Raw genomic sequence first — 20,419 nt, 5'->3', positions numbered from 1 at the left:
GTTGCAGTCAGGGGATGTCCTACATGATCGGGTCGGGTTCTCTCGCCAGGTCCGCCGCGCCCACCATGCCTGCCTTGTTGCCCAGTTGGGCGGCGATGACGTCGGCCACCGGGCGCCAGTTGCCGCCCACCAGCCAGCGTTTGTAGGACTTGCGGATGGGGTCGAGGACCAGTTCACCCTCGTCCGAGAGGCCGCCGCCGACGATGAAGGCGGAGGGGTCGAAGAGGGAGGCCAGGTCGGCGAGGCCCGAGCCGGCCCAGCGGGCCAGTTCGCGGTACGAGTCGACGGCGACCGCGTCGCCCTGTCTCGCGGCCATCGAGATGTGCTTGCCCTCGATGCCCTCGGGCGTGCCGTCGCCGAGGGAGAGGAGCAACTCGGCGTTCTCGGGGGTCGCGTTGGCGCGCTGCTTCGCGTACCGGACGAGAGCGCGCCCCGACGCGTACTGCTCCCAGCAGCCCTGGCTGCCGCAGCCGCACAGCAGCCCGTCCGGGACCACGCGGATGTGGCCGAACTCGGCGGCCACGCCGAAGTGGCCGCGGCGCAGCTTGTTGCCGATGATGATGCCGCCGCCGAGTCCGGTGCCCAGGGTGATGCAGATGACGTTGCGGTGGCCCTTGCCCGCGCCGAACTTGTACTCGCCCCACGCCGCCGCGTTCGCGTCGTTCTCGACGACGACCGGCAGGCCCACGCGTGCCTCGACCTTGTCCTTCAGCGGTTCCTCGCGCCAGTCGATGTTGGGCGCGAAGTAGACCGTGGACCGCTGGCGGTTCACGTATCCGGCGGCGCCGATACCGACGCCCACGATCTCGTGCCCGGCGCGCGCGCCCTCGACGGCGGCGGCGATGGCGTCCACGATGCCCTCGGGCGTGCCCGGGGTCGGCACCTTGTGGGTCGAGAGGATGTTGCCCTCCTCGTCGACCACGCCGGCCGCGATCTTCGTGCCGCCGATATCGACGCCGATGGTGAGTCCCATGAATCCCTCAGTTTCGGTGGAGCCCCGCTACGGCCAACCGTACCCGAGGCCCTGTCGCCGGGCGCCCTTCGTCCGTACGGTGGGCGGGCCCGACGGGAGGTGATTCAGGGGGTGTCAGTCCAGGTCGATGCGCTCGCCGGAGCCGGTGCCGTCACCCCGGTCGTCTCCCCTGCCCTCGCCCCGGTTCCTTCCTCGGTCGGCCTCCCGGGTCGTCCAGCGGCGTTCCTGGGTCTCGACGGCCGAGCGGTAGGCGGCGAGCAGTTCGTTGCCCGCGGCTGCCAGGTGGTCGAAGACGTCCGGGTTGCGCTCGATCACCGGTTCGACGGCTGCCTTGGCCTGCTGGACGACCTGCTGCACCACCTGCTGGGCGGTGCCCTGGGCGACCGCGCCGAGCAGCGGTGACTGGAGGGAGGACAGCTTCTCCGAGACGGCGTCGACCAGCTTGCGCAGTTCCTCGGCGGCGGAGACGGGCGGCTGGCCGTACCGGGCCCGGCGGCGCGCCTTCTCCGCCTCCAGGTCCTCGGCGCAGGCCTTCGCCCACGCGTCGGCGTCGGAGGCGGGTGTCTCGTACGGTGCCTCGTCGGCCGCGTCCCCCCGAGCGGTTTCGGATGTGGGGCGCTCTTCGCTCATGGCGGGCTCCTGACTACGGTTCGTCTCTCCGACGGTACCCGAATGGACGTACGCCGTTCATCGGGTCTGCGGCCACAGATCCGGGTCCGGCGCGAAACGGACCCTCAGCTCGCCGTCGCGCAGGGCGGCGCCGGCCACCGTGCAGCGGCGCAGTGCCGAGGGCAGCGGCACGATACGGCGGAACGGGCCGACGGTGACGACGAGTTCGTCGCCGCGCCGGACCAGGTCGAGCTCCTCGCGTATCGCGCCGGGCAGCGGGATGTGCCAGACGAGCACACCGTCGTCGGCGAGGTGGTCGGTGACGGGCCACTCGACGGTGACGGGGGTCCGGTTGACGGCGGGCGCGCGGAGGGCGGCCAGGTCGTCGGTGCCGCGCGGGTCGTGCCCGAGGTGCGGGACCTGGTGAAGGTCGTACGCCTGCTGCCAGTCCTCCAGCGACTTGCGCTGCTGGGCGGTGACGGAGGCGAGCCAGGGGTCGGTCGAGGGCTCCGGCAGGACGCGGTTGGCGAGCAGCACGTCCGCGCGCAGGCCGCGCAGGGCGAATCCGGTGGTGGCGGCGCGTACGGCGTCGGTGCCGGCCGGGCCGGGTTCGGCGACCAGTCGTACGACGGTGTCCCGGTCCTCGACGACCGCGGTGACGGCGGCCAGTTCCACGTCCCAGCGGGCGGCGGCCTCGTACAGCCACTCCGTGGGCATCGGGACGCCGGCGAGGCGGCCCAGTACGGGGCGCAGGGCGCGGGCGGCCTGGCGTTCGGCCGGGAGGAGGCGGCGCAGATAGCGGCGGAGTTCCTCGGGGAGGGCGAGGAGGGCGAGCGCCTGCGGGGTGGGCGGGAGGTCGACGACCAGGAGCTCGTACGCCTCGGAGAGCGCGGCGTCGCGCAGGGCGCGCAGCAGGGCGAGTTCCTCGGCGCCGGGGAGGGGCGTGGGTTCCTCGGGGTCGAGCCGGGAGGCGCCGAGGAAGTCGAGGACGTTCGCGGCACGGTCCTGGAAGGCGGTGAGGTCGGCACGGAAGCGTTCGGCGGCGTCGGGGCGCCAGGCCGTGAGGTGGGGGGTGCCCGGTACGGGTACGGGCGTGGGGCCGGTGGGGGTGCCGAGGGCGGCGCCGAGGGTGTCGGTGCGGTCGGTGCTGAGGACGAGGGTGGGGGTGCCGTCGCGCGCCGCGGTCAGTGCGGTGGCCGCGGCGAGGGTGGTACGGCCCGAGCCGCCGGGGCCGGTAAGGAGGAGGGTGCGCATGTGGGTGAACGGTACCGGTGCGTGGCGGCCACCCCTGGGGGCTGCGCCCCCAGACCCCCGCTCCGGCCCTGAAGGGGCCTTGTCCTCAAACGCCGGACGGGCTGAAAAGCCTCGCCGGCGTTTGAGGAACGGCTACTTGGGTTCCTCGACCCGCTTCTTCAATCCCGCCAGCGCGCGGTCGATGATGACCTTCTCCGCCTTGCGCTTGATCATGCCCAGCATCGGGATCTTGACGTCCACCGTCAGCTGGTAGGTGACCTCGGTCGCCCCGGCGCCCGCCGCCTTCAGGATGTACGAGCCGTCCAGGGCGCGCAGCATCTGGGACTTGACCAGGGTCCACGAGACCTCGTGCTCGCCGGTCCAGGTGTAGCCGAGGGTCTGGTCGTCCTTGATCGCGCCGGCGTCCATGACGAGGCGGACCTGCTCGGCGCGGCCCTGGGCGTCGGTCTTCAGGACCTGAGCCTCCTTCACCTCGCCGGTCCAGTCCGGGTAGCGGGCGAAGTCGGCGATCACCGCCATCACCTCGTTCGGTGCCGCCTCGATCGTGATGCTCGAACTGGTGAATTCCGCCATCGAAGTGGCTCCTCCAGATGCGGTCCGGTGAGGGAGGGTCGGTGCGCACGTATGTGCAGCGTGAAGGCTACCCCGCGCGGGGCAGGCCGTTGCCACCAGGACCCGGGCCGCCGTCGGTCGTCGGGCCCTGGGGTCACCATTCGAGCACCCACGGCTGCCCGCTCCCCGCGAAGTGCCCCACGTTCACGCACTCCGTGGCGCCGATCCGCATCCGCCGGGCCAGCGGCTGGTGGACATGGCCGAAGAGCGCGTACCGGGGGCGCGTGCGCCGGATCGCGTCCAGGAGGGCACGGCTGCCGCGTTCGAAGCGGCGCGCGACCGTGTCGTACACCAGCTCCGGGATCTCCGGCGGGATGTGTGTGCACAGCACGTCGACCTCGCCGACCGCCTCGATCTTCGCCGCGTACTCCTCGTCGCTGATCTCGTACGGCGTGTGCATGGGTGTCTTCAGCCCTCCGCCGACGAAGCCGAAGGTCCGGCCCCCGATCTCCACCCGCTCCCCGTCCAGGACATGGGTGCCCGGGCCGGCGTACTCCGGCCACAGCATCGGCATGTCGACGTTGCCGTAGGTGGCGTACGTCGGTGTCGGGAACGCGGCGAACAGTTCGGCGTACTGCTTGCGTACCGCATTCTCGACGGCCGTCGCCCGGTCCATGCCGATGCCCGCCCACAGCCGGGCCCCGAGTTCGCGTGCCTCCTCGAAGCGGCGGGCCGTGCGCAGCGCCACGAGACGGTCGGCGTTCTCGGTGCCGAAGAGGTCGGGGAAGATGCCGCGCGAGTGGTCGGCGTAGTCGAGGAAGAGGACCAGGTCGCCCAGACAGATCAGGGCGTCCGCGCCCGCACCGGCCACGGCCAGGTCACGTACGTTGCCGTGCACGTCGCTGACCACATGAACGCGCGTCCTCGTCTCCTGTGGGTTGCCCCGCGGTGTGGGTGCCATGGCGATCAAGGGTAGGCGTGGGCGGCACGGGTGAACAGAACAGGGGGGTCGCTCACGGTTACTGGTCAGTCAAGAAAACCGTGCACTACTGTGCGTAAAAGACACCAACCCGTGTGACGCCGCGAACATCTCGGCGGACCCCCCTGTCGTAGAAGCCATACCGGCGGGTAACGTCCGGGCAGTCCAGTCGTGCTCAGGATTTCAACTACGAGATCCGTGAGTACTTGCCCGAGCCATGGACCGCACCGTCGCATCGCACAACGTCGTGGCGCCGGCGCCCTATGAGGAGCAGCAGTCTTGCGCGAGTTCAGCCTTCCGGCTTTGTACGAGGTCCCCGCGGACGGAAATCTGACCGACATCGTCCGCCGAAACGCCGTGCAGCATCCGGATGTCGCCGTCATCGCCCGCAAGGTGGGCGGCGTCTGGCAGGACGTGACGGCCACGACCTTCCTCGCCGAGGTGCACGCCGCCGCGAAGGGCCTCATCGCCTCCGGGGTGGCGCAGGGCGACCGGGTCGCCCTGATGTCCCGTACGCGGTACGAGTGGACCCTGTTCGACTTCGCGATCTGGTGCGCGGGCGCGGTGACCGTACCCGTGTACGAGACCAGCTCCGCCGAGCAGGTGCAGTGGATCCTCAGCGACTCGGGGGCCACCGCGATCATCGTGGAGCTGGACGGCCACGCGGCCTCCGTCGAGTCGGTGCGCGACCGGCTGCCCGAGCTGCGGCACGTCTGGCAGATCGACGCCGGCGCGGTGGAGGAGCTGGGACGGGCCGGCAAGGACGTCAGCGACGCGACCGTCGAGGAACGCGGTGCGCGGACGAAGGCCGACGACCCGGCGACCATCGTGTACACGAGCGGTACGACCGGCCGGCCCAAGGGCTGTGTGCTCACGCACCGCAGCTTCTTCGCCGAGTGCGGGAACGTCGTCGAGCGGCTGCGGCCCCTGTTCCGGACCGGCGAGTGCTCGGTCCTCCTCTTCCTGCCGCTCGCGCACGTCTTCGGGCGGCTCGTGCAGATCGCGCCGATGATGGCGCCGATCAAGCTGGGCACCGTCCCGGACATCAAGAACCTCACCGACGAACTGGCCGCGTTCCGGCCGACGTTGATCCTCGGTGTGCCGCGGGTCTTCGAGAAGGTCTACAACTCGGCGCGGGCCAAGGCGCAGGCGGACGGCAAGGGCAAGATCTTCGACAAGGCCGCCGACACGGCGATCGCGTACAGCCGGGCGCTGGACGAGCCGTCCGGCCCGTCGGTCGGCCTGAAGTTCAAGCACAAGGTCTTCGACCGACTGGTCTACAGCAAGCTGCGGAACGTCCTCGGCGGCAAGGGCGAGTACGCCATCTCCGGCGGCGCCCCGCTCGGTGAGCGGCTCGGGCACTTCTTCCGCGGGATCGGCTTCACGGTGCTGGAGGGCTACGGCCTCACCGAGTCCTGTGCCGCCACCACGTTCAACCCCTGGGACCGGCAGAAGATCGGCTCGGTCGGCCAGCCGCTGCCCGGCTCGGTGGTGCGCATCGCCGACGACGGCGAGGTGCTGCTGCACGGCGAGCACCTCTTCAAGGAGTACTGGAACAACCCCGGGGCGACCGAGGAGGCGCTGGCCGACGGCTGGTTCCACACCGGCGACATCGGCACCCTCGACGAGGACGGGTATCTGAGCATCACCGGCCGCAAGAAGGAGATCATCGTCACGGCGGGCGGCAAGAACGTCGCCCCGGCCGTGATCGAGGACCGGATCCGCGCGCACGCGCTGGTCGGGGAGTGCATGGTGGTGGGCGACGGGCGGCCGTTCGTGGGCGCGCTGGTCACCATCGACGAGGAGTTCCTGGGCCGTTGGGCCGACGAGCACGGAAAGCCGGCCGGGTCCACCGCGGCGTCGCTCGCCCACGACCCGGATCTCCTCGCGGCGATCCAGGGCGCGGTCGACGACGGCAACGCCGCGGTGTCGAAAGCGGAATCGGTGCGGAAGTTCCGCATTCTGGCCTCCCAGTTCACCGAGGAGTCGGGCCACCTGACGCCGTCCCTGAAGCTCAAGCGCAATGTGGTGGCGAAGGACTACTCGGACGAGATCGAGGCTATCTACCAGAGTTAGTGAGCCAGTTGGCCTCAGTGGCCCTTTGCCGGCCCTGGTGGCCGGTTGAACGTCATGGCGCGGTGTCCTCGGCGAGGACCCGCGCCATCGTCCGTTCCGCGAGCGCGGTGATCGTCACGAACGGGTTCACCCCGATCGAGCCGGGCACCAGCGAGCCGTCGGTGATGTACAGCTTCGAATACCCCTTCACTCGCCCGTAGTTGTCGGTCGCCTTGCCCAACACGCAGCCGCCCAGCGGGTGGTAGGTGAAGTCGTCGGCGAACACCTTGTTGCTGGTGCCGAACAGGTCGTACCGGTAGATGGTGGAGTTGGCCGCGTTGATCCGGTCGAACAGCTTCTTGGCCATGGCGACGGACACCGCGCTCTGGGCGGCGCTCCAGCCGAGCTTCGCCGAGTCGGTCGCCGCGTCGTAGGTGAACGACGCCCGCTGCGGGTTCTTGGTGATCGCCAGATAGAGACTCACCCAGTGCTCCAACCCCGTTGGCAGCGGGGCGATTTCGGCGAAGACGGGGTTGTCGGTGTTGGCCCAGTCGTCGATGCCCATGACCGGCATCGTCGACTGGTTCGCCCCGACCGTGTCCCACAGGTGGTTGGCGCGCCCGAGCATCACGTTGCCGTTGGTCCCCCAGCCGGTCCCGACGCTGGCGTCGAGCGCGGGCAGCGCGCCCGTCTCCCGGGCCCGGACGAGGAGTTCGGTGGTTCCGATGCTGCCGCCGCCGAGGAACAGATAGGTGCACCCGTACTGCTTGGTCTGGACGACCGCGCCGGTGTCGTCGATCCGGTCGGCGGTCAGGACGTACGTCCCGTCGGCGGCCCGGGTGATCGCCCTGACCCGCTCCATGGTGGTGATGGTGACGTTGCCGGTGCCCAGCGCCGAGGCGAGGTACGTCTTGTCGAGGCTGCGCTTGCCGTAGTTGTTGCCGTAGATGACCTCCTGCCCGAGCGCGGACTTGGTCGCCGTGCCGGCCGCCTCGCGCTGCATGTAGTCGAAGTCGTAGACGCTCGGTACGAAGGTGGTCTTCAGGCCGGTGTTCTCGGCGTGCTTGCGGGAGATCCGGCTGAAGCGGTACCACTCCGTGGACTCGAACCAGGCGGAGTCGACGCTGTTGACGCCGAGCATCGTCCGGGCCCGCGGGAAGTAGGTGCTGTACATCTCGGTGGCGTTGACGCCGGGGAACTGCTCGGCGAAGTACGACTGGAGCGGGGTGACGGCCATGCTGCCGTTGACCAGCGAACCGCCGCCGACCCCCCGGCCGAGGAACACGGACATGTCGTTGTAGTGCACGCGGTCCAGGGCGCCGGGGTAGAGGGAGATGTCCCTGTTGACGACGTCCAGCCACAGGAAGCTGGCGAGGGGCGCCTCGGTGCGGGTCTTGAACCACATGGAGCGCTTGTCGGGGGCGGCGGTGGAGCAGAAGATCTTGCCGTCGGAGCCCGCCGTGTTCCAGAGGCGGCCCATCTCGATGACGAGGGTGCGGATGCCGGCCTGGCCGAGGCGGAGGGCGGCGACCGCGCCGCCGTATCCGGAGCCGATGACGATCGCGGGGGCGGACTCGACGGCGGCGGGTTCGACGGCCTGGGCGGACTGGAGGCCGACGCGAGTGAATCCGAGGGCGGCGGCCGTCTGGAAGGCGGCCATGCCCAGTATTTGACGTCTCGTCAGCTGATGCTGCATCAACTGACGGTGTATCAGTTTTTCTGTCATGAGCGCAGCATCGGCGGAATATTGGGTTCCGCCTAGTAGGTGCGTACCTGCACATGTTCAAAAACAGCGGACGCCCACCGTCACAGCAACGCCTTCAGCTCCTCCGCCAGCAGGTCCCAGCGCCACTTCTCCTCGACCCAGGCCCGCCCCCGCTCCCCCATCCGGGCGCGCAGTTCGGCGTCGCCGAGCAGCACGGTGATCCGGTCGGCGGCCTCCTCCACGGAGGTGCCGCGCACCACCCAGCCGGTCTCACCGTCCAGGACGGCGTCCGGCGCGCCCCCCGAGTCACCGGCGACCACCGGCAGCCCCGTCGCGGACGCCTCCAGGTACACGATCCCGAGCCCCTCGACGTCGAGACCGCCCCGGCGCGTCCGGCACGGCATCGCGAAGACGTCACCGGCGCCGTAGTGGGCGGGCAGCTCGGCCCAGGGCACCGGCCCCGTGAACCGGACCGAGTCGGCGACGCCGGTCTCGTGCGCCAGCTTGCGCAACTCCCGTGCGTAGGGCCCGCCGCCGACGATCAGCAGGACCGTCTCCGGCTCGACCGCGAGGATGCGGGGCATCGCCAGGATCAGCGTGTCCTGCCCCTTGCGCGGGACCAGTCGCGAGACACACACGACGACGGGCCGGCCGGTGAGCCCGAGCCGGGCGCGGACCGCGGCGCCCCCCGACTCCGGGTGGAAGGTCTTCTCGTCGACCCCGGGCGGCAGCTGGACCATCCGCCGGGCCGCCCGGGGCGTCAGCGCGGCGGCGATCCGCGACCGCGTGTACTCGCCCAGGTAGGTGATCGTGTCCGTCGACTCGCCGATCCTGCGCAGCAGTTGACGCGCCGCAGGCAGCTGCGCCCACCCGGCCTCGTGACCGTGGGTCGTCGCCACCAGCCGCTCGGCGCCCGCCTTCCGCAGGGCCGGCGCCATCAGCCCGAGCGGCGCCGCCGCCCCGAACCACACCGACGTACAGCCGTGTTCACGCAGCAGTCCGACGGCCCGTCCGGTGACCGCGGGCGTCGGCAGCAGCATCGTCGTCCGGTCCCGTACGACGGTGAAGGGCTGCTCGGCGTCGAAGGCGGCCGTGGCCCGGGCGCCCTCGAGGCCGCGCTTCCAGGTGGAGGCGTAGACGACGACCCGGTCGGGGTCGAGCCGCAGCGCCATGTTGTGCAGGAAGGCCTGGATACCGCCCGGACGGGGCGGGAAGTCGTTCGTCACGATCAGGGTCTTGTGCACGCCGCCGACCCTACCGAACCGCCCCCCACACCCTCCCAGAACCCTCACAGGTGTCCGGCCCCGCTTGATGGCATTCGCACAGTCGAGCGGGAGATCATGGCCGCCCACCGGTTGAAGCGCCAAGAATCAGCCACAACGAAACCAGAAGAACCAGCCACGACGGACGGACAGGGATTCACGTGGACATCGCGGGCAGAGGACGGCTGCGGCTCCCCGTGGCACTGCTGGGTACCTGGGGCCTGACCCGGCTGCTCCTGCTGCTGTTCGTGCTCAAGGTGTTCGTCTTCCCGGGCCCGGACGTCACGAGCGACGTCTCGGTGACCTACCACGGCTGGTACGAGGTGCTGCGCCACGGCACCTTCCCGCTGGCCGACGTCACCTGGCAGTACCCGCCCGCCGCCGCCCTGGCGATCCTCTCCCCCGCCGCCCTGCCCTTCCTGGACTACGCGACGGCGTTCTTCTTCCTGGCCCTCCTCGCCGACCTCGTCGTCCTCAACCTGCTCCTCCACGCGGGCGTACGCCCCGGCCGGACCCTGCGCGGCGCCTGGGTGTGGGTGGTGGGCGTACCGCTGCTGGGCCCGACCGTGTACGCCCGGTACGACGTGATGGTGACCGCCGTGGCGGTGGCCGCGCTGCTCGCGGGGGCCCGGCATCCGCGCCTCATGGGCGCCCTGGCGGGCTTCGGGGCGCTGCTGAAGGTCTGGCCCGCCCTGCTGCTGGTGGGGGCCGTACGGCGGCGTGCGTGGGCCTCGGCGGCCGTCACGGTGACCGTGCTGGCGTCGCTGTTCGCGGCTGCCATGCCCGGCGCCTTCGCCTTCCTGACCTTCCAGGGCGACCGGGGTACCGAGGTGGAGTCGCTGGGCGCCCTCGTCTTCCATGTCGGCCGGCACTTCGGCTGGGAGGGCCGGATGGCGCTGAACTACGGCTCCATCGAGTTCCTGGGCCCGTTCGTGGGGACGGTGAGCACGGTGGCCCTGCTGCTGACCGTGGTCGCCCTCGGCTGGCTGCTGCTGTGGCGGCTGCGCGCCACCCGCTTCCTGCCGCACACCCTCGCCGACGCCGCCTTCGTGGCGGTGCTGCTGTTCACGGTGACCAGCAGGGTGATCAGCCCGCAGTACATGGTGTGGCTGGTGGGCCTCGCCGCCGTCTGCCTCTGCTTCCGGGCCAGTCCGATGACCCTGCCCGCCGCCCTGGTCGTCGTCGCCTGCCTGGTGACGGTCCTGGAATTCCCGATCGGCTTCGGGCACGTGGTCGCCAGTGACGCCTACGGCATGGCGCTCCTGTTCACCCGCAACGGCCTCCTGGTCGTCGCGGCCCTCACGGCGGCCCTGGAACTGTGGCGCACGACGGCTCCGCCCCGGGCGCAGCTCCCGCCGCTGCCCGACCGGGACGCCCGCGCCAGGGAGACTCAGCCGAGCTGAGCGCGGAGATACTCCCGCCACCGCCCGGTGAACTCCCCCGGCGTGGTCCCCAGCACCTCCGCCAGGGCCTCCTCGACGGCCCCCGCCCGCTTCCCGTGCGCCCCCACGGCCCGGTAGAACTCACCGAGCCGCACCTCGCCCCACCGGTCGGCGACCATCCGGCACGCCAGCCAGCCGCCCTCGTACGCCCGGGCCAGCTTCGCCGCGTCCCCGCCGAAGCCGAAGTCCGCGTCCTCGGGCAGCGCCTCCGGCACGTCGCCCGAGGCCACGGCGAGGGCCAGTTCGGGCGCCGCCTGGACCGCCGTACGGCCCGTGGAGCGGTAGCCGACCCAGTCCGCGTACCCCTCGGAGAGCCACAGGGGCGTGGCCGCCGAGGTGGCGGTACGGGTCGCCACATGCGTGGTCTCGTGGGTGAGCACGACCTGCTTGCCGAAATCGCCGAGCACGCTGTACGCCTCGGGGTTGACGATGATCCGGTCCGCGGGCGCCTTCACCGACCCGCCCGTCTCCCCGGTCGTGACCGCCGCGATCCCCCGGTACCCGGAGGCCGGCGACCCGAGCAGGCCCGCCATCCCCGCCAGCGACTTGGGTACGAGGACCACGACCCGCTTCGTCCACGCCCCGCCCCACGCCTCCGTCACGGCGGGCACGGCACGGTCGGCGAGGCCCGCGTAGCGACGCAGGGACTCCGGTGACTGCCCGACCCCCAGGACGAGGCTGTGCGCCCCGCGTACGGCCCGTACGGTCCCCTGGTCCCACAACTGCTGGCCCGTCTTCCGCGCGGGCCGGTCGTCGTCGACGTACCACTGCCCGCCGTCCCGCTCGGTGAGGCTCAGCGTGCGCCCGACCCTCACGGGTGCCTTGTCGATGCCCTCGACGCGGTAGCTCAGCTCCACGTCGGCGGTGGCCCCGTGACCGTCGATGCGGTGCAGGGCGGTCAGACGGTACGACCAGGCCGCCAGCGGGAGCGCGCGCAGCCGCGTGAACTCCGCCGGCGCACCGGTCCGCGCGTACGCCGGTACGTCGGCGGCGAGGACGGCCGCGGCCCGCCGGTCCAGCAGTCGTTGTACGTCGGCGGAGGCCGTGTCGGTCGCCGACCGGCCGCCGCCGCACGCGACGAGGGAGACGAGCGCGCCGACGAGCAGCCAGAGCGCCACTCCCCACCACGCACGCCTTCGACCAGCCACGCCGACGATCGTACGGGCCGATTGTCAGAAAGTTCAGGAAAGGGGACGCTCCGGACGTTCGGACCCCTGATCAGACTCCGCTCAGACCCTGGTGACCGACGAGACGGGCATCATGCCCACCGGGTCGTACCGCACCGGCGCACCCGGATAGGGCGCATGGATCACCTGGCCGTTGCCCACGTACATCCCGACATGGCTGGCGTCCGACCGGTAGGTGACCAGGTCGCCGGGCTGGGCCTGGGAGAGCGGGACCTGCTGCCCGGCGTAGCGCTGGGCCTGCGAGGTGCGCGGCAGGGCGACCCCGGCCTTCGCGTACGACCACTGCATCAGGCCCGAACAGTCGAAGCCTGAGGGCCCGTTGGAGCCCCAGACGTACGGACTGCCCAGCGCCGCCCGGGCCGCGGCGACGGCGGCTGCCGCACGGGCGCTGGGCGCGGCGGCGTTGCCGAGGTCGGGCAGGTCGGTGCGGTCGGACCGGGAGGCCCGGTCGTAGGCGGCCCGGTCGGCGGACGGCAGCGAGTTGAGCAGCGCCCGCGCCTTCGCCAGCTTCCGTTCGACGGTCCGCTTGTGCACCGCGACCGCCTTGCGGCTGCGGTCGAGCTCGGCGAGCCTGCCGGTGGCCTCCGTGCGCTCCTGGGCGAGTTCCCGCATGGCCGCCTCGAGTTCCCTGAGCTCACCGGCCTGGTGGACGTTGATCCGGTCGAGCGCGGCGGCCTTCTCCAGGTACTCGTCCGGGTTGTCGGAGAACAGCAGCGCGAGCGAGGGGTCCAGGCCACCGGCCCGGTACTGGGCGCCCGCGAGCGAACCGAGCGTCTCCCGCATGGTGTTGATGCGCAGCTGCTGCCGGGCGATCCGGTCCTGCGCCAGGGTCACCTGCTCGCGCAGCGCGTCGGCACGCTCGTCGGCCCGGTTGTAGGACTCGGTGGCCTTCTCGGCCGCCGCGTAGAGCCGGTCCACCTCGGCCCGGGTGTGGTCGGTCGGCGCGGCGCTGGCCGACGGCACGGCGGCGCCGAGAGCCGCGGCTGCGGCGGACAACACGGTGAGGGCGGCGCCTGCGGCGCTGGCTCCCCGGTCGAACCCGGACGGTGCAAGGCGGCGATGGAACCCCACGAGAAGCCGCACTCCTTCCGCTGGCGGACGCATGTGCTCCCCCGGTGTTGGGGGCGCGCCAGACAGTAGCCGTGCGACTGCGCGCGGACCAAGGACCTCGACGGCCACACACGGTGACGCCCCGCCTATGACGCAGGTCATCAGCGGGGCGCGGGGTCAGCGGACGGTGTCGGGATTCGCCCGTTCGGGCGTCAACGTGTCCCGATCCTGAACAGACCCGGAAGGAGTACGACGATCCGATCCCTCGACGAGAGGATCAGATCCGTACGCCGAACTGGAACGGCATGTTGTCGATCGACTCGTACCGCACGACCGTGCCGCTGCGCGGCGCGTGCAGGACCTGGCCGTTACCGGCGTAGAAGCCGACGTGGTGCATGTCGCTGTAGAAGATGACCAGGTCACCGACCTGGAGATCACTCTGCGAGTAGATGCGCGTACCGGCGTTGGCCTGCTCCTGCGAGGTCCGGGGTATGGAGATGCCGGCCTGGGCGAACGCCCACGAGGTGAGGCCCGAGCAGTCGAAGGAGCCGGGGCCGGAGGCGCCGTAGACGTACGGCGAGCCGATCTTGCTCTGCGCGGCGGCGTAGGCGGAACCGGCGCGGCCGGTGACGGCCGAGCCCGAGTCGTCCGAGGTCGAGCTGCTGAGGGCGGAGCGCTCACTGGCCCGGCTGGCGCGGGCGTCGGCGGCGGCGACGGCCGCCCTCTCCGCTGCCGTCATCGAGTTGAGGAGCTTCTGGGCCTCGGCGAGCCTGCCCTGGACTTCCTTCTTCTTCTTGGCCAGCTCGGTACGGGTGTCCGCGAGGTCCTCGAGCTTCTCACTGGCCTCGGAGCGCTGCTGGGCGAGCGCGCGCTGCTTCTCCTGGACCTTCTTGAGCGACTCGACCTGCTGAGCGCTCAACTGGTCCATCGTGGACGCCTTGTCGAGGTAGTCGTCCGGGTCGGCGGAGAGGAAGAGCTGCACGGAGGGGTCGATGCTGCCGGTGCGGTACTGGGCTGCGGCGGCGAGTCCGAGGCCGTCGCGCAGCTCGTTGAGCTCTTCCTGGCCACGGGCGACGTTGTCCTGGAGGGTGGAGATCTCCTTCTCCAGCCGGTCCTGCTTCTCCTCGGCACCGTTGAGCTTCTCGGTGGCCTGCTCCGCCTGCTCGTAGAGCTTGTCGACCTTGGCCTTGACCTCGTCCTTGCTCGGCTTCTCGCTCGGCGCTGCGTTGGCGGCATTGGCGCTGAGGGCCACGGCGGCAGCCGCGGCGGTGGTGAGCACGGTCACGCGGGTGCGGCTCGGCTGCTTCGGTCGACGATGGGACGCCACGGAGGCGAACTCCTTCTTCTCCCGCTGTCACTCCCTTTGAGCGATCACCCGAGCGGAGGTTCGAGGCCTGACCCTAGTGACCTTCTTGTGATCAGTTCAAATCCTGAAGCGAAAAATGTTTGTCACTCATCGCATTTTTTACATACAACACACATACAGCGATGCTCGATTGACGCTAGGTTGCGTGACACTTCCGCCAATTCGGTCATTGCGCCCGTATGTTGCCGGAGGTCGGCGGCGGCTGTCAGCCGCGCGAGAACCGCTTCAGCAGCACCACCGAAGCCACCGGCCGGGCACCCGCCTTGGCGATCCCGTCGGCCACCTCCCGGTCCGTCGACACGACGATGACCGGCCTGCCGGGCGGCTCCGCGCGCACCAGTTGGCGGATCAGCTCGTCGGCGCTGATACCGGCTTTGGAGAACAGCACCCGCACCCCGCGCGGCGGCGCCAGCAGCACCGGGGCGGCCAGCTCGGCCCCGTCGAAGACACAGGTGACCTCGGCCCCGGTCTGCGCGGCGAGCTGCGACAGCTGCCCCAGCAGGCGCAGCCGCTGCTTCTCCAACGGCATCTGCGGATAGCCGGTCTTCGTGACGTTGTAGCCGTCGACGACCAGATGCGCCTGCGGCAGCGCGAGCAGCTGGTCGAGAATCGCCGGATCGTTCTCGGACAGCGCACGGGCGGCGATGTCCTTCGGCGTCATCCGCCCCGGCTCGACCGCGTCCACGGTCTCGGCCGGCCGCACCGACACCGGTGGCAGCGCCAGCTCCCGCCGCAGCCCCTGGGCCGCCTCGAGCACGGTGTCCAGCAGCAGCCGTACCCGCATGTCCTCGACGCTGCGCCCCTCCCGGGCGGCGCGTCTGCTGGCCTCCAGCGCGGCCTCGACCTCGGTCAGCCGCCCCTTGAGCCGCCGCGCCTCGCTCTCGGCGCCGGAGACCTGCGTGTGCCCCTCGGTGCGCAGGGTCTCCATCTCGGCGTGCACCTTGCGCAGGGCCGCCTCGCCGCGCTTGACGTCACTGAGGGCGGCGCGCAGCTTGCGGTGAAGCGATTCGGCTTCCTTCTTCGCCGACTCCAGCTCCGTACGCAGCCGCTCGGTCTCGGTACGGGTGTGGTCGCGGGCGGCGGTCAACTCCTCGCGCAGCCGGTCCAGTTCGGCCCGGCTCTCCTCGTCGGCACGCTCGGCGTCGACGCGCTGCGCCTCCTCACCGGCCGCGGTGACGAGCTTCACCCAGCCCGTGGGACGCAGCACATAGGCCGCGGCGGCCACGTCCAGCGGATCGGCGGCCGGGGGCGGCGAACCGGCGTCGAGAGCCCCGGCCAGCTCCGGCTGGACCTCCCTGAGCTTCTCGCCGATGCGCTGCCGGAACAGGGTGTCGGTCTCCAGCGCGGAGGCCATCGCGTTGCCGGCGAACTTGGCCCGCCGGTTGGGCGCGAACCGCGCGTACTGCCGCAACTGGGCGGGCAGCTCGGCCACGGTGAGCCCGCCGAACCCGTCCGAGACGATCTGTACGACGCGCCTGCGCACGCCGTCGGGCAGCGGGCGGTCGAGCACCTCGGCGGCGCCGTCGCCCGGCTCCCCGCCTGTGGTCTCCACCATCCGTCACCCCAACCGATTCCGATGCGGGGCCTGCTCCCGTCAGGAGCCGGCGCCCGGCCTGTCCACGAGTTCCACCTGATCCACGGCGTTGCACCAACGGCAGCGCACCGACTCGATGGTCTCACTGACCACCTCGCGCTCCTCCACCTTCGGGTCCCCGGCGAGATCGAGGTGCACGTACTCCACGACCTTGGAGGAGCGGGTCACGTCGAAACGTGTGAGGTTGCCGCAGAGAGCACAGCGCCACCGGGTCGAGTCGGTGGGCAGAGGAACCGTCATCGTGGATATGTTCGCTTTCCTTCTAGTATCCGTGCCGCGCCGGTTTCCCTGGCGCGTGTGGCTCGTAACCCTAAGGCCTGGCGGGTACCCGCCGCCTGTTCGTCCACAGCGGCGAGGCGGTCTGCGCTGTTCGGTCCCGTTACGTCATGCTCTGTGTCCATGATCGGCGAGTTCGAGAAGTGGCGTACCGCTGTCCGCAGATCGGTCCGCGCCCAGTCGGCGCCGGTGACGTACGGGCTGATCGCCCTCTGCTGCCTGCTCTTCGTCATCGGCCCCGCCTCGGGCCTGAACCCCGGGTACGGCACCGGGGACGCCCTGCTGGCCGCCCAGCGGGCCTACTTCCGCCGCTGGGGCGTGGTCCCCGCCGACCTCTTCACCGGCGCCCCGCGGACCACACTCACCCCTGCCACCGCACTGTTCGTGCACGGCAGCTGGGTCCACCTGCTGGGCAACATGCTCTTCCTCTACGTCTTCGGCGCGATGACGGAGGAACGTCTCGGCCACGTGGAGTTCGCCCTCTTCTACGTCGGCTGCGGCTACCTCGCCCTGCTGGGGTACGCCGCGGCCAACGCCGGCTCGCAGCAGACGCTGGTGGGGGCGTCCGGCGCGATCTCGGCGATCCTCGGCGCGTTCCTGTACCTGTTTCCCGGCGCCCGCGTCACGAGCCTCTTCCCGTTCCTCTTCTTCCTCCCGCTGCGCTTCCCGGCCTGGCTGACCCTGCCCTTCTGGGCGGCCCTCCAGTGGGTGGCGGCGGGCCGGGCGGCCTCCGGCCCCGGGGTGGCGTATCTGGCGCACGTGGTGGGGTTCGGGCTGGGCTTCTCCTACGCGTGGGTGCGATATCGCCGTACGACTAGAGTGAGGCCCGCCCCAGCGACGGCCACCGAGGGAGAGAACCAGCCGTGATCACCGCGATCGTGCTCATCAAGACCAGCGTGGACCGGATTCCGGAGATCGCGGAGTCGATCGCCGCGCTGGACAGCGTGAGCGAGGTCTTCTCCGTCACCGGCACGTACGACCTGATCGCGATGGTCCGCGTCAAGGCCCACGAGGACCTGGCGGAGATCATCCCCGGCAGCATCAGCAAGATCCCGGGCGTGGAGGCGACGGACACCCACGTGGCGTTCCGCACGTACTCCCAGCACGACCTGGAAGCGGCGTTCGCGATCGGCCTGGACAGCTGAGACTCAGCCCTGAAATCCAGCCCCTCCGGCGCTTGAGGAGCGGGGGTCCGGGGGCAGAGCCCCCGGGATGGGACGGGTAGGGGCGGCGGGGGCGATCAAACCGCCGGCACGCAGCGCCCGTCCTCGGTCCGGTACTCCCACCGGGCCCCGTCCCGCACAAGCTCCTTCACCGCACCCACGAACCGCTCCACATGCTCATCGGGCGTCCCCGCACCGAAGCTCACCCGAATCGCGTTGAGCGACTTCTCACCGGGAGCGGCCTCGGGGGCCCCGCACTCCCCCTGGGTCTGCGGGTCACTGCCCAGCAGCGTCCGCACCAGCGGATGCGCGCAGAACAGTCCGTCCCGCACCCCGATCCCGTACTCGGCGGACAGCGCCGCGGCGAAGTGGGAGCTGTTCCAGCCCTCGACCACGAACGAGATGACGCCGACGCGCGGAGCGTCGTCGCCGAACAGCGAGAGCACCCTGACCTCGGGCACCTCGGCCAGCCCCGCCCGCACGGTGTCGATCAGATGCTGCTCCCGGGCCACCAGGGTGTCGAAGCCGGCCTCCGTGAGGGCCTTGCAGGCGGCGGCGATCGAGTAGGCACCGATGACGTTCGGCGAGCCGGCCTCGTGCCGGGCGGCGGTGTCGTGCCACTCCACGTCCACTCCCCCGTCCGTGCGCCGCGTGACCTTGCGGCTGGCGCCGCCACCGGCGAGGTACGGGTCGGCGGCGCGCAGCCAGTCGGCGCGGCCGGCCAGGACACCGGAGCCGAAGGGCGCGTACAGCTTGTGGCCGGAGAAGGCGACCCAGTCGACGTCCAGGTCCTGGACGGAGACGGGGTGGTGCGGGGCGAGCTGCGCGGCGTCGAGGACGATGCGGGCGCCGTGTGCGTGGGCGGCGGCGGCCAGCTCCCGTACGGGCCACAGCTCGCCGGTGACGTTGGAGGCGCCGGTGACGCAGACGAGGGCCGGGCCCTGGGGGTCTCGGGCGGCGAGGGCCTCCTGAAGGGTGGCCACGGCCTGCCGGGGGGTGCGCGGGGCGTTGAGGTAGGTGACCTGGGCGTCCCGCCAGGGCAGCAGGGAGGCGTGGTGCTCGGTCTCGAAGACGAAGACCTGGCAGTCGGCGGGGAGGGCGGCGGCGAGGAGGTTGAGGGAGTCGGTGGTGGACCGGGTGAAGATCAGCTGGTCGTCGGCGCGGCAGTCCAGGAACTCGGTGACCGTCCTGCGGGCGTTCTCGAAGAGGTCCGTCGACAGCTGGGAGAGGTAGCCGGCCCCCCGGTGGACGCTGCCGTAGTAGGGCGCGTACGCGGCGACGTCGTCCCAGACCCGCTGGAGCGCGGGGGCGCTGGCGGCGTAGTCGAGCGCGGCGTAGGTGACCTCACCACCGATGACGAGCGGGACGGTGACATCTCGTCCCAGAACGGGCAGGGGCTCCGAAGTGTCACAGCAAACAGTCCGGTCAGCGGCAACAGTGGAGACAGACATGGCGAACTCCCGTGAGAAGCGTGAGGAACCGCTGTGCGAGCGGACATGGCTCAGCACAGGGAAAAGATGAAAAGGGTGCGTGGAGGCGGGGCTCGACAGCCCTATCGCATTCGCTTGCTCACGGAAGACTCCCTCGAACGACCAGGACCCCTGGTGTCGAGAGGGGCCCGCGCTTGCCGTAAGCCTTGCTGCCTACGGCCTGGTCTTCATCCCGGGGCACCCCGCCACGGACGGAGGGTTGCCGGACAGTCGGCCGGGGCCTCATGACTGTCACTCATGACCTGGCACAGAACGTAACCGAAGTGATCGACGCCCCGCAACCCGTGTCCGGATCGCGGGACGCGCCCATCAGGGAACAGGCAGGAACCGGCTACGCGTTGGTGGCCGCCGCCCACCGCTCCAGCGTCCGCTTCGCCGCCCCGGAGTCGACGGATTCCGCCGCCTTCACCATCCCGGCGCCGAGCTGCTCGGCCAGCGAGCCCGGACCCGGGCCCAGCGCCACCAGCGCCGCCGCCGAGTTGAGCAGCACGGCATCCCGTACGGGCCCGGTCTCGCCGTCCAGCAGCCGTCTGGCGACCGCCGCGTTGTAGGCGGCGTCGCCACCGCGCAGGGCCTCGATCGGGACCAGTTCGATGCCGACGTCGCGCGGGTCGAAGGCCTCCTCCGTCACCTTGCCGTCCCGGACGACCCACACCCGGGACGTGGCGGTGATCGTCAGCTCGTCGAGGCCGTCGTCGCCCCGGAACACCAGGGACGAGTTGCCGCGCTCGGCGAACACACCGGCGACGATGGGGGCCATCCGGGGGTCGGCGACCCCGACCGCCTGCGCCCTGACCTTGGCCGGGTTGGTCAGCGGGCCCAGGATGTTGAAAACCGTCCGGATGCCCAACTGGCCGCGTGCCGCGCCCACATGACGCATCGCCGGATGGAACTTGGCCGCGAAGCAGAAGGTGATCCCGGCCTCCTCCGCCACCTCGGCCACCCGCTTCGGCGTCAGCTCCAGATTGACCCCGAGCTGCCCCAGTACGTCCGACGCCCCGGAGGCCGAGGAGGCCGCCCGGTTACCGTGCTTGACGACCTTGGCGCCCGTGCCGGCGATGACGATCGCCGACATGGTGGAGATGTTCACCGTGTTGGCGCCGTCGCCGCCGGTGCCGACGATGTCGACGGTCGGCCCCGGCACCTCGATCACGTTGGCGTGCTCGTACATCGCCTGTACGAACCCGGCGATCTCCTCGACGGTCTCGCCCTTGGCCCGCAGCGCCACCACGAACCCGGCGATCTGTGCGTCGGTCGCCTCGCCGCCCATGATCAGGTTCATCGCCCAGGCGGTGTCGGCGGCGCTCAGGTCATGGCCGTCGAGCAGGCCGTTCAGCACGCGGGGCCAGGAACGGACCGCCGCGGTATCGCCTCCGGCGGGGTTCACAGCGCTCATCTGCCGCTCCTGGATCGGTCCCGGCGGGACTCCGCGGGACTTCTGGTGGGAATGGGAACACCCTAT

General features: G+C 71.0%; 18 protein-coding genes and 1 riboswitch. Of the genes, 4 read left to right on the top strand and 14 right to left on the bottom strand.

Features of this window, described 5'->3' with window-relative positions; genetic code table 11:
* Positions 1-19: 19 nt before the first annotated feature.
* The 5 genes from G3I71_RS13885 to G3I71_RS13865 all read right to left on the bottom strand — a co-directional run bounded on the left by G3I71_RS13885 (position 20) and on the right by G3I71_RS13865 (position 4,298).
* Entirely contained in the window at positions 20-973 is a 954-nt protein-coding gene (locus G3I71_RS13885) for an ROK family glucokinase (protein ID WP_164314510.1), read from the bottom strand.
* Between the two features lie 114 nt (positions 974-1,087).
* Entirely contained in the window at positions 1,088-1,603 is a 516-nt protein-coding gene (locus G3I71_RS13880; RefSeq protein WP_164314508.1) for a DUF5304 domain-containing protein, read from the bottom strand.
* A 57-nt stretch (positions 1,604-1,660) separates the two neighbouring features.
* A complete protein-coding gene (locus G3I71_RS13875) occupies positions 1,661-2,836 on the bottom strand; it encodes an ArsA family ATPase (protein ID WP_164314506.1) in 1,176 nt (391 codons plus the stop codon).
* Between the two features lie 132 nt (positions 2,837-2,968).
* A complete protein-coding gene (locus G3I71_RS13870; RefSeq protein WP_164314504.1) occupies positions 2,969-3,409 on the bottom strand; it encodes an SRPBCC family protein in 441 nt (146 codons plus the stop codon).
* A gap of 133 nt (positions 3,410-3,542) precedes the next feature.
* Complete coding sequence (locus G3I71_RS13865) at positions 3,543-4,298, bottom strand: metallophosphoesterase (RefSeq protein ID WP_164314826.1); 756 nt, start codon at positions 4,296-4,298, stop codon at positions 3,543-3,545.
* A 348-nt stretch (positions 4,299-4,646) separates the two neighbouring features.
* On the opposite strand from G3I71_RS13865, the gene G3I71_RS13860 reads away from it, so the two are divergent.
* Entirely contained in the window at positions 4,647-6,443 is a 1,797-nt protein-coding gene (locus G3I71_RS13860) for a long-chain fatty acid--CoA ligase (RefSeq protein WP_164314502.1), read from the top strand.
* A 52-nt stretch (positions 6,444-6,495) separates the two neighbouring features.
* Here G3I71_RS13860 and G3I71_RS13855 read toward each other — a convergent pair whose 3' ends face one another.
* Positions 6,496-8,082 (bottom strand): GMC oxidoreductase, encoded by a 1,587-nt coding sequence (locus tag G3I71_RS13855; protein ID WP_164314824.1) that lies wholly within the window; start codon positions 8,080-8,082, stop codon positions 6,496-6,498.
* Positions 8,083-8,228: 146 nt separating this feature from the next.
* Positions 8,229-9,371 (bottom strand): glycosyltransferase family 4 protein, encoded by a 1,143-nt coding sequence (locus G3I71_RS13850; protein ID WP_164314500.1) that lies wholly within the window; start codon positions 9,369-9,371, stop codon positions 8,229-8,231.
* Between the two features lie 179 nt (positions 9,372-9,550).
* Here G3I71_RS13850 and G3I71_RS13845 point away from each other — a divergent pair, with 179 nt between their 5' ends.
* Positions 9,551-10,792 (top strand): glycosyltransferase family 87 protein, encoded by a 1,242-nt coding sequence (locus G3I71_RS13845; RefSeq protein ID WP_164314498.1) that lies wholly within the window; start codon positions 9,551-9,553, stop codon positions 10,790-10,792.
* Here the strand turns inward: G3I71_RS13845 and G3I71_RS13840 are convergent.
* The 5 genes from G3I71_RS13840 to G3I71_RS13820 all read right to left on the bottom strand — a co-directional run bounded on the left by G3I71_RS13840 (position 10,780) and on the right by G3I71_RS13820 (position 16,268).
* Positions 10,780-11,979 carry a hypothetical protein gene (locus G3I71_RS13840; protein ID WP_343242955.1) on the bottom strand — a complete coding sequence of 400 codons (1,200 nt, stop codon included), beginning with the start codon at positions 11,977-11,979 and terminating at the stop codon, positions 10,780-10,782. The two genes, G3I71_RS13845 and G3I71_RS13840, sit on opposite strands and share 13 nt — an antisense overlap.
* A gap of 81 nt (positions 11,980-12,060) precedes the next feature.
* A complete protein-coding gene (locus G3I71_RS13835; RefSeq protein ID WP_164314496.1) occupies positions 12,061-13,089 on the bottom strand; it encodes a C40 family peptidase in 1,029 nt (342 codons plus the stop codon).
* A gap of 256 nt (positions 13,090-13,345) precedes the next feature.
* A complete protein-coding gene (locus G3I71_RS13830) occupies positions 13,346-14,395 on the bottom strand; it encodes an NlpC/P60 family protein (RefSeq protein WP_164314494.1) in 1,050 nt (349 codons plus the stop codon).
* 244 nt (positions 14,396-14,639) lie between these two features.
* Entirely contained in the window at positions 14,640-15,989 is a 1,350-nt protein-coding gene (locus tag G3I71_RS13825; protein ID WP_164314492.1) for an NYN domain-containing protein, read from the bottom strand.
* A gap of 39 nt (positions 15,990-16,028) precedes the next feature.
* Positions 16,029-16,268 carry a hypothetical protein gene (locus G3I71_RS13820; RefSeq protein WP_164314491.1) on the bottom strand — a complete coding sequence of 80 codons (240 nt, stop codon included), beginning with the start codon at positions 16,266-16,268 and terminating at the stop codon, positions 16,029-16,031.
* Positions 16,269-16,427: 159 nt separating this feature from the next.
* Here G3I71_RS13820 and G3I71_RS13815 point away from each other — a divergent pair, with 159 nt between their 5' ends.
* Both G3I71_RS13815 and G3I71_RS13810 read left to right on the top strand, forming a co-directional pair.
* Positions 16,428-17,171 (top strand): rhomboid family intramembrane serine protease, encoded by a 744-nt coding sequence (locus G3I71_RS13815; protein ID WP_164314489.1) that lies wholly within the window; start codon positions 16,428-16,430, stop codon positions 17,169-17,171.
* Positions 17,168-17,449, top strand: a complete 282-nt coding sequence (locus G3I71_RS13810) for an Lrp/AsnC family transcriptional regulator (protein WP_164314487.1) — start codon at positions 17,168-17,170, stop codon at positions 17,447-17,449. The genes G3I71_RS13815 and G3I71_RS13810 overlap by 4 nt, the downstream gene beginning before the upstream one ends.
* Before the next feature lie 95 nt (positions 17,450-17,544).
* Here the strand turns inward: G3I71_RS13810 and G3I71_RS13805 are convergent, their stop codons facing one another.
* Positions 17,545-18,918 carry an aminotransferase class V-fold PLP-dependent enzyme gene (locus tag G3I71_RS13805; RefSeq protein WP_164314485.1) on the bottom strand — a complete coding sequence of 458 codons (1,374 nt, stop codon included), beginning with the start codon at positions 18,916-18,918 and terminating at the stop codon, positions 17,545-17,547.
* Positions 18,919-19,082: 164 nt separating this feature from the next.
* Positions 19,083-19,200, bottom strand: a riboswitch (SAM riboswitch).
* An 88-nt stretch (positions 19,201-19,288) separates the two neighbouring features.
* Positions 19,289-20,353, bottom strand: a complete 1,065-nt coding sequence (gene trpD, locus G3I71_RS13800; protein ID WP_164314483.1) for an anthranilate phosphoribosyltransferase — start codon at positions 20,351-20,353, stop codon at positions 19,289-19,291.
* Between the last annotated feature and the right edge of the window lie 66 nt (positions 20,354-20,419).

It is taken from the genome of Streptomyces sp. SID12501 (genome assembly GCF_010550245.1).
In the GTDB taxonomy this organism is placed as follows: Bacteria; Actinomycetota; Actinomycetes; order Streptomycetales; family Streptomycetaceae; genus Streptomyces.
This window is presented reverse-complemented; position numbering and strand designations above follow the sequence as displayed.